Genomic DNA, 12,652 nt, shown 5'->3' with positions numbered 1-12,652 from the left:
AGGTATTTTCGGCGAGCAGCCACCAGCCCCGCGACGCAGTGTCGCGGGAAGGTGCCAGGAAGGGACTTACTCGCCGCGAATCAGGCGGCGCAGGGCAAAGCGATTGGGGTGACAGGCCTCGGCCACCGCGCGTGGCAGCGGCAGGGGTTCGCCTTCCAGCCAGGCGGCGATCAGCTCGCCGGACAGCGGCGCGGTAATCAGCCCGCGCGAGCCGTGGCCGCTGTTGACGTACAGGCCGGGCAGCCAGGGGCAGGGCGCCTGTGGCACCTGGCGGGCGTCCTTGGCCAGCACCGCGTAGCGTTCGGCGAAGGCCTCGGCATCGGCCAGCGGCCCGACTATGGGCAGGTAGTCCGGGCTGGTGCAGCGGAAGGCGGCGCGGCCTTCGAGCTGCGCCGGGTCGAGCTGGTCGGCCTGCAGACGCTCGGCCAGATCGCTGGAGATATCCTTTAGCAGCTCGAGGTTGCCGGCATGTTCGGCGACGCTCGGCGTCAGGTCGTCGCTGTGGAAGTCGAAGCTGGCGCCCAGGGTGTGCTCGCCGTCGCGTGGCGGAGCGACATAGCCGTCGGCGCAGACCACGGTGCGCAGGGCGCGGCTGGCCGAATTGGCCGGCAGACGGCTGATCTGCCCGCGGATGCGCTTGAGCGGCAGGCCGGCGCTCTGCGCGAATCGGCGGATTTCCGCGGCAGCGGCCAGCACCAGCACCGGCGCGCGGGCCAGCTCCTGCTGGCCTGCCAGTACCTGCCACTGGTCGTCATGGCGCCGCAGCTCCAGCGCCTCGCTGTGCGTCAGCAGGTCGATCGAAGGATGCGCGGCCAGCAGCCGGCATAGCGCCGGCGGGTGCACCCAGCCGGCGTCCGGGTAGAACAGGCCGCCAGCCGGCAGGCCAATGCCGGCCAGGGCCTCGGCCTGCTCGCGCGTCAGCGGCGTCAGCAGCTCGCTGGGAAAGGCCGCGGTCAGCTTGGCCTGGCGCGCGGCTTCCTTGGCATCGAAGGCCAGTTGCAGCACGCCGCAGGCGTCCCAGTCGGCGCCGCGTTGCAGGCGTTCGAGCTGGCGCCGGGTGTGGCCGAAGCCGGCGACTATCAGTTGCGACAGCGCCGTGCCGTGGGCCGAGAGCTTGAGGTAGAGCACCCCCTGCGGGTTGCCCGAGGCCTCGGCGGCCACCTCGCCGTGGCGTTCCAGCAGGCTTACCCGCCAGCCGCGTGCGGCCAGGCTGGCGGCCGTGGCACAGCCGGCCAGGCCGGCGCCGATCACCACCGCGTGTTTGTCCCGCGCCGGGCGGGGAGGACGGGCGAACCAGGGTTTGGTCTCGTCTCCCGTGGCGCCGATGAAGCGCCCCTTGAGTACCTCCCATTTCTTGCCCAGGCCGGGTACACGTTTCATCCGGAAGCCGGCGTCGTTCAGCGCCCGGCGCACCACGCCGGCGCTGCTGAAGGTGCCCAGGGTCGCGCCGGGAGCGGACAGCCGCGCCAGTTCGGCGAACAGCTCGGGCGTCCACATCTGCGGGTTCTTCGCCGGGTTGAAGCCGTCGAGGAACCAGGCGTCGATGCGTGCATCCAGTTGCGCCAGCTGCTCCAACGCGTCGCCGATCAGCAGGGTCAAGGCGATGCGGCCATCGGCCAGCAGCAGGCGCTGGTAGCCGGGGTGAATGGCGCGGTACTGCACCAGCAATTGCTCGGCCTGGGGCGCCAGCTCCGGCCACAGGGCCAGGGCGCGCTGCAGGTCGGCCAGTTGCAGCGGGTACTTTTCCACGCTGACGAAGTGCAGGCGCGCACCGGCCGGCGCCTGCTGTTCGAACAGCTGCCAGGCGCAGAGGAAGTTCAGCCCGGTGCCGAAGCCGGTTTCGCCGATGCACAGGCACTCGCCGTTGCCGAGGGCGGCGAAGCGCGCCGCCAGGTCGTTGTTGGCGAGGAAGACGTAGCGGGTCTCTTCCAGGCCGTCTTGCTGGGAGAAGTAGACGTCGCCGAAGTGACGCGACAGGGGTTGGCCGCGTTCGTCCCAGTCGAGCTGGGCGTGATGAGGTTCTGACATGGAGGGGTTCCGCTGGATCGTGCGGCGATTCTACCGCGCCGCGCCGACGGGCAAAGGCGGGCATCATCCGTTACGCTGTGGTGATCATTCCAGGGAGGTTGCCGCATGTTCGAATCCGCCGAAATCGGCCGCAGCATCGATAAAGCCAGGTTCGAAGCCGAAGAGCCGGCGCTGCGCGAGGCGCTGCTGGAGGCGCAGTACGAGTTGAAGCAGCAGGCGCGTTTTCCGGTGATCGTGCTGATCAACGGCATCGAGGGCGCCGGCAAGGGCGAGACGGTCAAGCTGCTCAACGAGTGGATGGACCCGCGGCTGATCCAGGTCAGCACCTTCGACGTGCAGACCGACGAGGAACTGGCCCGGCCGCCGGCCTGGCGCTACTGGCGTCAGCTGCCGCCGAAGGGGCGCATCGGCGTGTTCTTCGGCAACTGGTACAGCCAGATGCTTCAGGGCCGGGTGCATGGGCGCTTCAAGGACGCCGTGCTGGATCAGGCCATCGATGGCGCCGAGCGCCTGGAGCGCATGCTCTGCGACGAGGGCGCGCTGATCTTCAAGTTCTGGTTCCACCTGTCCAAGCAGCATATGAAGGCGCGCCTGGAGGCGCTCAAGGACGACCCGCTGCACAGCTGGCGCATCAGCCCGCTGGACTGGCAGCAGTCGAAGACCTACGACAAGTTCGTCCACTACGGCGAGCGTGTGCTGCGCCGCACCAGCCGCGACTACGCGCCCTGGTACGTGGTCGAGGGGGTCGACGAGTATTACCGCAGCCTGACCGTCGGGCGCATCCTCCTCGAGGGGCTGCAGGCGGCGCTGGCCAGCCAGCAGCGCGCGCAGCGCCAGCCGCATGCCGCGCCGCTGGTGTCGAGCCTGGACAGCAGCGCTCTGCTGGCCAGCCTGGACATGACCCAGGCGCTGGACAAGGACGACTACAAGGAGCAACTGACCGTCGAGCAGGCGCGTCTGTCCGGTTTGATGCGCGACAAACGCATGCGCAAGCACGCGCTGATCGCGGTGTTCGAGGGCTACGACGCGGCCGGCAAGGGCGGCGCCATCCGCCGCGTCACCGGCGCGCTGGATCCGCGCCAGTACCGCATCGTGCCGGTGGCCGCGCCCACCGAGGAAGAGCGCGCCCAGCCCTACCTGTGGCGCTTCTGGCGGCATATCCCGGCGCGCGGCAAGTTCACCATCTTCGACCGCAGCTGGTATGGCCGGGTGCTGGTGGAGCGGGTCGAGGGGTACTGCAGCGAGGCCGACTGGCTGCGCGCCTACGGCGAGATCAACGACTTCGAGGAGCAACTGAGCGACGCCGGGGCGATCCTGGTCAAGTTCTGGCTGTCCATCGACCAGGACACTCAGCTGGCGCGTTTCCAGGAGCGCGAGCAGATCCCCTTCAAGCGTTTCAAGATCACCGAGGAAGACTGGCGCAACCGCGACAAGTGGCCGCAATACGCCGACGCGGTGGGCGACATGGTCGACCGCACCAGCACCGAGATCGCCCCCTGGACCCTGGTGGAAGCCAACGACAAGCGCTTTGCCCGGGTCAAGGTGCTGCGCACCATCAACCAGGCGATCGAGGCGGCCTTCGCCAAGGATTGAGGTGCATACGCCGGATCAATGATGGTCGCGCCCTGGGATCGGACGGATTTATCTTCGCCATATCCGCCATCCAATAACAACGAGGTGCGTCATGCGTGAAGTGGTGATAGTCGACAGCGTGCGGACTGGCCTGGCCAAGTCCTTCCGCGGCAAGTTCAACCTGACCCGGCCGGACGACATGGCCGCCCACTGCGTCGACGCGCTGCTGGTGCGCAACGGCATCGATCCGAAGCAGGTCGACGACTGCATCGTCGGCGCCGGCTCCAACGAGGGCGCGCAGGGCATGAACATCGGCCGCAACGTCGCGGTGCTCTCCGGCCTGGGCAACCCGGTGGCGGGCATGACCCTCAACCGCTTCTGTTCCTCGGGCCTGCAGGCCATCGCCATCGCCGCCAACCAGGTGGCGTCCGGCTGCAGCGATATCATCGTCGCCGGTGGCGTCGAGTCCATCACCATGACCCTGAAAAGCATGAACATGGACAAGCTGTTCAACCCGCTGCTGCAAAAGGACAACCCCGGCATCTACTACCCCATGGGCAAGACCGCCGAGATCGTCGCCAACCGCTACGGCATCTCCCGCGAGGCCCAGGACGCCTACGCCCTGCAGAGCCAGCAGCGCACCGCCCGCGCCCAGGCCGAGGGGCTGTTCGCCGACGAAATCGTTCCGATGGCGGTGAAGTACCAGGTCGAGGACAAGGCCAGCGGCGAGAAGAAGATTCTCGACGGCGTGGTCGAGGCGGACGACTGCAACCGCCCGGACACCAGCCTCGAATCCCTGGCCGCGCTGCAGCCGGCCTTCGATCCGGCCGGCAGCGTCACCGCCGGCAATGCCTCGCAGCTGTCCGACGGCGCCTCCATGACCCTGGTGATGAGCCTGGAGAAAGCGCTCGAGTTGGGCCTGACGCCCAAGGCGTATTTCCGTGGTTTTACTGTGGCTGGCTGCGAGCCGGACGAGATGGGCATCGGCCCGGTGTTCTCGGTGCCCAAGCTGCTCAAGGCCAAGGGCCTGACGGTCGACGACATCGATCTCTGGGAGCTCAACGAAGCCTTCGCCTCGCAGTGCCTGTACTGCCGCGACAAGCTGGAGATCGACAACGCCAAGTACAACGTCAACGGCGGCTCCATCTCCATCGGCCACCCCTTCGGCATGACCGGCTCGCGCCAGGTCGGCCATCTGGCGCGCGAGCTGCAGCGCCGCCAGCTGCGCTACGGCATCGTTACCATGTGCGTTGGCGGCGGCATGGGGGCGACGGGGCTGTTCGAGGCTTATCGCTGAGTCCAAGGTTCTTCGCCCCAACGAAAAACCGGATCCTCGATCCGGTTTTTTATTGGCCTGGCGTATGCCGCATGCAATCGGGACGCCTGCCCCGGATTGCATCCGGGCTGCGGGTGCGCGTTTGTAGCGGCCTTGGCGGGGGCACCGGGATGGCAGGGCATAAAAAAACCGGATCGCCGATCCGGTTTCTTATGCGAGCGGGCTGACTCAGGCGGCGACGAAGCCGGCGGGGTAGGCCAGGGCGGCCTGGCTGCTCTGCACTTCGCCGATGGTTTCGCGGACCACCTGCTTGGCCAGGCAGGCGCACTTGCCGCACTGGCTGGCGATGCCGAGGGTGCTGCGCACTTCACGGTAGCTGCAGCAGCCTTCATAGACCGCGTCGCGGATTTGCGTATCGGTGACACCTTCACAGAGGCAGACGTACATAAGCAAGGCTCGTCTTGGTGGATCTGTTTGATGCGACGGATACTAATGTTAATGAGAATGCTTGTCAAAGAACTCTTGCAAATGCCCGCGCTAGAGACCTGGCTGGCTGACGAACGGTTGCCGCCGTGGCGGCCGCGGCCAGAAAAAATCCGGAAGAGTTTTTGACTGCGCCTGGCGACGGCCGGCAGCAGGCAAAAGGGTCGAGTGGCCGCGGCGGGTGGTGCGCATCACTGGGCTGCAGCCTGCGAGGCCGGGCGGCCAGACGCGATGGGGCATCGGCAAAAAACCGGCGCGAGGCCGGTTTCTGGTGGGGACTGATTGCCGCGCAACGGCTTACTGGTCGAATTCGTCCCAGCCGCCCATTTCCTTCCAGCGGTTGACGATGCCGCAGAACAGCTCGGCGGTCTTCTCGGTGTCGTAGCGCGCCGAGTGCGCCTCCTTGCCGTCGAACTCGATGCCGGCGGTCTGGCAGGCCTTGGCCAGTACGGTCTGGCCGTAGGCGAGGCCGGCCAGGGTGGCGGTGTCGAAGCTGGAGAAGGGGTGGAAGGGGTTGCGCTTGATGCCGCAACGGGCCACCGCGGCGTTGAGGAAACCCAGGTCGAAGCTGCTGTTGTGGCCGACCAGGATGGCGCGCTTGCAGCCGGCCGATTTGATCGACTTGCGCAGGCCCTTGAAGATCTCGCCGAGGGCGTGTTCTTCGCTCACCGCCATGCGCAGCGGGTGATCCAGCTTGATCCCGGTGAACTCCAGCGCCGCCGCCTCGATATTGGCGCCTTCGAACGGCTCGATGCGGAAGAAGTGGGTGTGATCCGGGTAGAGGAAGCCGCTCTCGTCCATGGCGATGGTGGTTGCGGCGATCTCCAGCAGGGCGTCGGTGGCGCAGTTGAAACCGCCGGTCTCGACGTCCACCACCACCGGCAGGTAGCCGCGAAAGCGCGCCGCCATGGGCGTGCGCGGGCCGGACGGCAGGCTGGGATCGAGTTCGTCGTCGTAATGCTCTTCGCTCACGCCTGGCCCTCCAGCAGCTTCCAGCGCAGGGTTTCGCCGGCGCGCAGGGGGATCACCGTCTGCTCGCCCAGCGGCAGGCTGGCCGGGGCGGTCCAGTCCTGGCGCACCAGGGTGATCGAGTCGCTGTTGCGCGGCAGGCCGTAGAAGTCCGGGCCGTGGCAGCTGGCGAAGCCTTCCAGCTTGTCCAGCGCACCGCGCTGCTCGAAGGCCTCGGCGTACAGCTCGATGGCGGCATAGGCGGTGTAGCAGCCGGCGCAGCCGCAGGCGGCTTCCTTGGCGTGCTTGGCGTGCGGCGCCGAGTCGGTGCCGAGGAAGAACTTGCGGCTGCCGCTGACGGCGGCGTCGAGCAGGGCTTCCTGGTGCACGTTGCGCTTGAGGATCGGCAGGCAATAGAAGTGCGGGCGGATGCCGCCGACCAGCATGTGGTTGCGGTTGTACAGCAGATGATGGGCGGTGATGGTGGCGCCGACGTTGGCCGGCGCGGCCTCGACGAACTGCACCGCGTCGCGGGTGGTGATGTGCTCGAACACCACTTTCAGCGTGGGGAAGCGCTCGACCACACGGCGCAGGTGCTCGTCGATAAAGGCCTTCTCGCGGTCGAACACGTCGATCTCGGCGCGGGTCACCTCGCCGTGCACCAGCAGCGGCATGCCCACCTCGGCCATGGCTTCCAGCACCGGGAAGATCTTTTCGATGCTGGTCACGCCCGAATCGGAGTTGGTGGTGGCGCCGGCCGGGTACAGCTTGGCGGCGTGGACGAAGCCGGCGGCCTTGGCCTGGCGCACGTCCTCGGGGCTGGTGTTGTCGGTGAGGTAGAGCACCATCAGCGGCTCGAAGCGGCTGCCGGCCGGGCGCGCGGCCAGGATGCGCTGGCGATAGGCGTCGGCCTCGGCGGCGTTGCGTACCGGCGGTACCAGGTTGGGCATGATGATGGCGCGGGCGAAGGTGCGCGCGACGTCGCCGACGGTGTGCGGCAGCACCGCGCCATCGCGCAGGTGAATGTGCCAGTCATCGGGACGCAGGAGAGTCAGGCGGTCGGACATGGGGGCTTCCAGGCGGGTAAAACGTGAGCGGAATGCTACCGGAAACCGCCGGAAAATGCGCTGTGGGCGGGACGGACGACGTCGCGCCGGCGGATTTTGCGTGCCGACACGAGCGGTGCGCGAAGCAATTCGCCCCTACAGTTTTTCGCCAAGGCACCGATACCTAGGGAGAACCGTGTATTCGTGGAGCCCGTCGTGCGCCAGCCCCGTCTTGTCCTTTCCTGTCTGCTGGCCGGCCTGGCCCTGAGCCTGCCGGCGCACGCCGTCAGCTTTCAGACCCGCCTGGAACAGGTGGAATGGAAGGTCGAGGGCGATCAGTTTGAGTGCCGCCTGAGCCAGCCGATCAGTCAGTTCGGCAGCGGCGAGTTCGTGCGCCGTGCCGGCGAGCAGGTGACCTTCCGCCTCAAGGCGCGTGAACGCTGGCTCGGCGCCGGCTCGGCGACCCTGCTGGCGGCGGCAGCGCCCTGGCAACCGGGGCGCGGCGACATCCACCTGGGCGTGGTCAGCGTCGGCAACGGCGAGGTACCGTTCAACAGCTCCCATGAGCAGGGCGCGCGGCTGCTCACCGGTCTGCTGGAAGGGCGCAGCCCGCTGGTGCGCCACCGCACCCTCAACGGCGGCGATAGCCTCGAGGTACGCCTGCTGCCGGTGAAGTTCCACAAGGCCTACGAGGACTACCAGGCCTGCACGGCCAAGCTGCTGCCGGTCAACTTCGAGCAGATCCGCCAGGCGCAGATCGGCTTTCCCGGCGGCGGTGTCGAGCTGGACGCCATGGCCCGCGCCAAGCTGGACATCGTGCTCGACTTCATCAAGGCCGACCCCAGCATCAACAGCTTCCAGATCGACGGTCACGCCGACAACAGCGGCAACCGCCTGACCAACCGCGACCTGTCGCGCCGCCGCGCCCTGGCGGTGCAGGAGTACCTGGTGGCCGGCGGCGTGCCGGTCGAGCAGATCACCCTGCGTTTTCATGGCGAGCGTTACCCGCTGGCACCCAACAACAGCGAGGCCAACCGCGCCAAGAACCGCCGCGCCACCCTGCGCCTGGAGCGCCTGCCGCCGGCCGAGGTCGCGCCGCCGAGCACGGCGCCTGACACTGCGCCGAGCGCCCCGGTCGATCCGGCCGGCAGCACGCCGTCCTGAGGCGAAAAACGGCGTCGCTTCGTCGTCACAAGCTGTCGCGCCCCTGTAAATTGGCCCGCAGGGTCAGTAGAATCACAGGTTTTACCGTACAACCCGTGGAGTGATGGCATGGCGGACGTCAAAAAGGTAGTTCTGGCCTATTCCGGTGGCCTGGACACCTCGGTGATCCTCAAGTGGCTGCAAGATACCTACAACTGTGAAGTGGTGACCTTCACCGCCGACCTCGGCCAGGGCGAGGAGGTCGAGCCGGCCCGTGCCAAGGCCCAGGCGATGGGCGTCAAGGAAATCTACATCGACGACCTGCGCGAAGAGTTCGTCCGCGATTTCGTCTACCCCATGTTCCGCGCCAACACCATCTACGAAGGCGAGTACCTGCTGGGTACCTCCATCGCCCGTCCGCTGATCGCCAAGCGCCTGATCGAGATCGCCAACGAGACCGGCGCCGACGCCATCTCCCACGGCGCCACCGGCAAGGGCAACGACCAGGTGCGCTTCGAGCTGGGCGCCTACGCACTGAAGCCGGGCGTGAAGGTCATCGCCCCCTGGCGCGAGTGGGACCTGCTGTCGCGCGAGAAGCTGATGGACTACGCCGAGAAGCACGCCATCCCGATCGAGCGTCACGGCAAGAAGAAATCGCCGTACTCCATGGACGCCAACCTGCTGCACATCTCCTACGAGGGCGGCGTGCTGGAAGACACCTGGACCGAGCACGAAGAAGACATGTGGAAATGGACTGTCTCGCCTGAGGCAGCTCCGGACGCACCGACCTATATCGAGCTGACCTACCAGGCCGGTGACATCGTCGCCATCGACGGCAAGGCCATGACGCCGGCTCAGGTGCTGGCCGAGCTGAATCGCATCGGCGGCGCCAACGGCATCGGCCGTCTGGACATCGTGGAAAACCGCTATGTCGGCATGAAGTCGCGCGGCTGCTACGAGACGCCCGGCGGCACCATCATGCTGCGCGCCCACCGCGCCATCGAGTCGATCACCCTCGACCGCGAAGTGGCCCACCTGAAAGACGAGCTGATGCCGAAATACGCCAGCCTGATCTACAACGGTTTCTGGTGGAGCCCGGAGCGTCTGATGCTGCAGCAGATGATCGACGCCTCCCAGGCCAACGTGAACGGCGTGGTGCGCCTGAAACTGTACAAGGGCAACGTCATCGTCACCGGCCGCAAGTCCGACGACTCGCTGTTCGACGCCAATATCGCCACCTTCGAAGAAGATGGCGGCGCCTACAACCAGCAGGACGCGGCCGGCTTCATCAAGCTCAACGCCCTGCGCATGCGCATCGCCGCCGGCAAGGGCCGCAAGCTGATCTGATAGACTGCTTGCACCGTGTCAGAGGAACCCCGGCCACGAGCCGGGGTTTCTTTTTAGGGCCGAGATCACGGCCAATCGTTGAGGAGAAACCTGATGAGACTGCTGCATACCATGCTGCGCGTCGGCAACCTGGACAAATCCATCGCCTTCTACACTGAAGTGCTGGGCATGACCCTGCTGCGCCGCAAGGACTACCCGGACGGCGAGTTCACCCTGGCCTTCGTCGGTTACGGCGACGAGGCGCACAACAGCGTGATCGAACTGACCCACAACTGGGGCGTGGACAGCTACGAGCTGGGCACCGGCTACGGCCATATCGCCCTGGAAGTGGCCGACGTCTACAAGGCCTGCGAGGACATCCGCTCGCGCGGCGGCAAGATCACCCGCGAACCGGGGCCGATGAAGCACGGTTCGAGCATCTTGGCCTTTGTGGAAGATCCGGACGGCTACAAGATCGAGCTGCTGTCGCCGTCGCGCAAGGACTGAAGTTATCGCCGCCACGAAAAAGCCCCGCATTGTGCGGGGCTTTTTTTATCCGACTCGACCTTCAGATGTCGAAGTCGTACTCGGCCAGCTGCTTGTGCAGGCGTCGCTCTTCGAGGAAGTTGTCGATGATGCGGCGCTTGGTCAGGTTGGTCTTGGCGACTTCCACCGCAGGCTCGGCATCGTCCGATTCTTCCGCGACAAAGTCTTCGTCCAGTTCGAGGTCTTCTTTGTCAGTGCTCATATGTTCCACTCCAGGCTCCGGGGCCATTTGCGCACCTTATAGCGGCAAAAATAGAGCGGGTAAAAAAGATTTTTTCAATCGGACGATCGCTCGGATCAATGGTCGATCAATCGTCCGAGGTCTTCGCCTTGTACTCGCACAGATCCTCGATGCGGCAGGCGCCGCAGCGCGGTTTGCGCGCGGTGCAGACGTAGCGGCCATGCAGGATCAGCCAGTGGTGGGCGTCGAGCAGATAGTCCTTGGGCACGAACTTGAGCAGCTTCTTCTCCACCTCCAGCACGTTCTTGCCGGGGGCGATGCCGGTACGGTTGCTGACCCGGAAGATATGGGTGTCCACCGCCATGGCCAGCTGGCGGAAGGCGGTGTTGAGCACCACGTTGGCGGTCTTGCGGCCGACGCCGGGCAGGGCTTCGAGGTCTTCGCGGTTGTCCGGCACCTGGCTGCCGTGCTTCTCGATGAGGATGCGGCAGGCCTCGATGACGTTCTTCGCCTTGCTGTTGTACAGGCCGATGGTCTTGATGTACTCGCTAAGCCCTTCGACACCCAGGGCATGGATGGCCTCCGGGGTGTTGGCTACCGGGAACAGCTTGGCGGTGGCCTTGTTGACGCTGACGTCGGTGGCCTGGGCTGACAGGGTGACGGCTACCAGCAGCTCGAAGGGCGTGCTGTAGGCCAGCTCGGTCTTCGGCTCCGGGTTGTCCTCGTGCAGACGGCGGAAGATTTCCAGGCGTTTGGCGGCGTTCACTCGATCACTCCGGTCACTCGCACGCGACGGCTTGGCGCGGGCGCCTCGGGGGCTGCGGCCTTGGCCCGCTCGGCCAATACCTGGTCGATGCGGTTCTTGCCGGCGATCAGCAGGCCGAGGACGATAAAGGCGCCCGGCGGCAGGATGGCCAGCAGAAAACCCTTGTAGTCGCTGACCAGGGTGATCTGCCAGTCGGCCGCAACCGGGCCGAACAGCAGGTGCATGTTGGCCAGCAGGGCGCCGGTGCCGAGCAGCTCGCGGGCGGCGCCGATCAGCACCAGCACCGCGCCGAAGCCCAGGCCCATCATCAGGCCGTCGTAGGCGGCGCGCGGCGGCGCGTTCTTCGCCGCGAAGCCGTCGGCGCGGCCGAGGATCACGCAGTTGGTGGTGATCAGCGGGATGAAGATGCCGAGGATCTGGTACAGCTCGTAGGTGAAGGCCTGCATCAGCAGCTCGATGCAGGTGGTCAGCGCGGCGATGATCATGACGAAGGCGGGCAGGCGCACGGCGGTGTTGACCACGCCGCGCACCAGCGACACCGCGGTGTTGGAGCACACCAGCACCACCGCGCTGGCCAGCGCCAGGCCAAGGGCGTTGACCGTGGAGTTGCTCACCCCCAGCAGCGGGCAGAGGCCGAGCAGTTGCACCAGCGCCGGGTTGTTCTTCCACAGGCCGTTGATTGTGATCTCGCGGTAGCTGGTCATTGCGCGTCCTCCGCCAGGCCCAGCAGCTGGGCGCGGTGTGCGTCGAAATACTGCAGGGCGCCGTGCACGGCCTTGACCACCGCGCGCGGGGTGATGGTGGCACCGGCGAACTGGTCGAACTCGCCGCGATCCTTCTTCACCGCCCAGCCCTCTGCGCCGGGGTTACTCAGGGATTTGCCGTCGAAGCTGCGAATCCACTGGCTCTTGGCCAGTTCGATCTTGTCGCCCAGCCCCGGGGTTTCCTTGTGGCCGAGCACGCGCACGCCGGCCAGGCGGCCGTCAGCGAAGATGCCGACCAGCAGGTGGATGGCGCCGCTGTAGCCGTCCGGGGCGGTGACCGGCAGGATCAGCGCGCTGGGCGCCCCGTCCTTGAGCGCCAGGTAGGCCGACTGCGGGCTGCGCTGGCCGAGTTCGCGGGCGTTGACCTCGATGCGGTTGTCCAGCAGGTGGTTGTCGTAGCTGCCGGCCGGCAGGATCTCGCCCAGGGCGCGCACCTGCGCCTCGCGCTCGGCGGCGGCGATGCGGCTGGCGGTGGCCTGTTGCAACAGGGCCACGCTGCCGACGGTGGCGATGGCGAACAGGCCCAGCACCAGGGCGTTCTTCAGCATCGAGCGGCTGATTTCCGGCAGCATG

13 protein-coding genes are annotated in these 12,652 nt (G+C 66.7%); 5 read left to right on the top strand and 8 right to left on the bottom strand.

Going from position 1 to position 12,652, the window contains the following annotated elements; translation table 11 throughout:
• Positions 1 to 66: 66 nt before the first annotated feature.
• Entirely contained in the window at positions 67 to 2,028 is a 1,962-nt protein-coding gene (gene mnmC, locus ACIGFL_RS19830) for a bifunctional tRNA (5-methylaminomethyl-2-thiouridine)(34)-methyltransferase MnmD/FAD-dependent 5-carboxymethylaminomethyl-2-thiouridine(34) oxidoreductase MnmC (RefSeq protein WP_397498291.1), read from the bottom strand.
• Between the two features lie 105 nt (positions 2,029 to 2,133).
• Here mnmC and pap point away from each other — a divergent pair, with 105 nt between their 5' ends.
• A complete protein-coding gene (gene pap / locus ACIGFL_RS19825) occupies positions 2,134 to 3,621 on the top strand; it encodes a polyphosphate:AMP phosphotransferase (protein ID WP_021443382.1) in 1,488 nt (495 codons plus the stop codon).
• A gap of 91 nt (positions 3,622 to 3,712) precedes the next feature.
• Positions 3,713 to 4,897, top strand: coding sequence for a thiolase family protein (locus tag ACIGFL_RS19820; RefSeq protein ID WP_397498290.1), 1,185 nt, complete (start codon positions 3,713 to 3,715; stop codon positions 4,895 to 4,897).
• Between the two features lie 207 nt (positions 4,898 to 5,104).
• Here ACIGFL_RS19820 and ACIGFL_RS19815 read toward each other — a convergent pair whose 3' ends face one another.
• The 3 genes from ACIGFL_RS19815 to pyrC all read right to left on the bottom strand — a co-directional run bounded on the left by ACIGFL_RS19815 (position 5,105) and on the right by pyrC (position 7,374).
• On the bottom strand, positions 5,105 to 5,323 hold the full coding sequence (locus ACIGFL_RS19815; protein WP_021443380.1) for a bacterioferritin-associated ferredoxin: 219 nt from the start codon (positions 5,321 to 5,323) through the stop codon (positions 5,105 to 5,107).
• A 333-nt stretch (positions 5,324 to 5,656) separates the two neighbouring features.
• The gene (gene rnt, locus ACIGFL_RS19810) at positions 5,657 to 6,331 is read right to left on the bottom strand and encodes a ribonuclease T (RefSeq protein ID WP_021443379.1); all 675 of its coding nucleotides are present in this window, start codon (positions 6,329 to 6,331) and stop codon (positions 5,657 to 5,659) included.
• Positions 6,328 to 7,374 (bottom strand): dihydroorotase, encoded by a 1,047-nt coding sequence (gene pyrC, locus ACIGFL_RS19805; RefSeq protein WP_397498289.1) that lies wholly within the window; start codon positions 7,372 to 7,374, stop codon positions 6,328 to 6,330. Before pyrC ends, rnt begins: the two co-directional genes overlap by 4 nt.
• 195 nt (positions 7,375 to 7,569) lie before the next feature.
• On the opposite strand from pyrC, the gene ACIGFL_RS19800 reads away from it, so the two are divergent.
• The 3 genes from ACIGFL_RS19800 (at position 7,570) to gloA (ending at position 10,329) form a co-directional block, all read left to right on the top strand.
• Positions 7,570 to 8,517: an OmpA family protein gene (locus tag ACIGFL_RS19800; RefSeq protein WP_397498288.1), complete on the top strand. Its 948-nt coding sequence runs from the start codon at positions 7,570 to 7,572 to the stop codon at positions 8,515 to 8,517.
• Positions 8,518 to 8,625: 108 nt separating this feature from the next.
• A complete protein-coding gene (locus ACIGFL_RS19795) occupies positions 8,626 to 9,843 on the top strand; it encodes an argininosuccinate synthase (RefSeq protein ID WP_021443585.1) in 1,218 nt (405 codons plus the stop codon).
• Positions 9,844 to 9,936: 93 nt separating this feature from the next.
• Complete coding sequence (gloA, locus tag ACIGFL_RS19790) at positions 9,937 to 10,329, top strand: lactoylglutathione lyase (RefSeq protein WP_397498287.1); 393 nt, start codon at positions 9,937 to 9,939, stop codon at positions 10,327 to 10,329.
• A 61-nt stretch (positions 10,330 to 10,390) separates the two neighbouring features.
• On the opposite strand, the gene ACIGFL_RS19785 is transcribed toward gloA, so the two are convergent.
• The 4 genes from ACIGFL_RS19785 to rsxG all read right to left on the bottom strand — a co-directional run bounded on the left by ACIGFL_RS19785 (position 10,391) and on the right by rsxG (position 12,651).
• Positions 10,391 to 10,570, bottom strand: a complete 180-nt coding sequence (locus ACIGFL_RS19785) for a PA3496 family putative envelope integrity protein (protein WP_017677837.1) — start codon at positions 10,568 to 10,570, stop codon at positions 10,391 to 10,393.
• 106 nt (positions 10,571 to 10,676) lie between these two features.
• Entirely contained in the window at positions 10,677 to 11,315 is a 639-nt protein-coding gene (gene nth, locus ACIGFL_RS19780; RefSeq protein ID WP_122108708.1) for an endonuclease III, read from the bottom strand.
• A complete protein-coding gene (locus tag ACIGFL_RS19775) occupies positions 11,312 to 12,019 on the bottom strand; it encodes an electron transport complex subunit E (protein WP_021443588.1) in 708 nt (235 codons plus the stop codon). Before ACIGFL_RS19775 ends, nth begins: the two co-directional genes overlap by 4 nt.
• Positions 12,016 to 12,651, bottom strand: coding sequence for an electron transport complex subunit RsxG (gene rsxG / locus ACIGFL_RS19770; RefSeq protein ID WP_031302995.1), 636 nt, complete (start codon positions 12,649 to 12,651; stop codon positions 12,016 to 12,018). The genes ACIGFL_RS19775 and rsxG overlap by 4 nt, the downstream gene beginning before the upstream one ends.
• Between the last annotated feature and the right edge of the window lies 1 nt (position 12,652).

The organism is Pseudomonas sp. NPDC077649 (genome assembly GCF_044542855.1).
GTDB lineage: Bacteria > Pseudomonadota > Gammaproteobacteria > Pseudomonadales > Pseudomonadaceae > Aquipseudomonas.
This window is presented reverse-complemented; position numbering and strand designations above follow the sequence as displayed.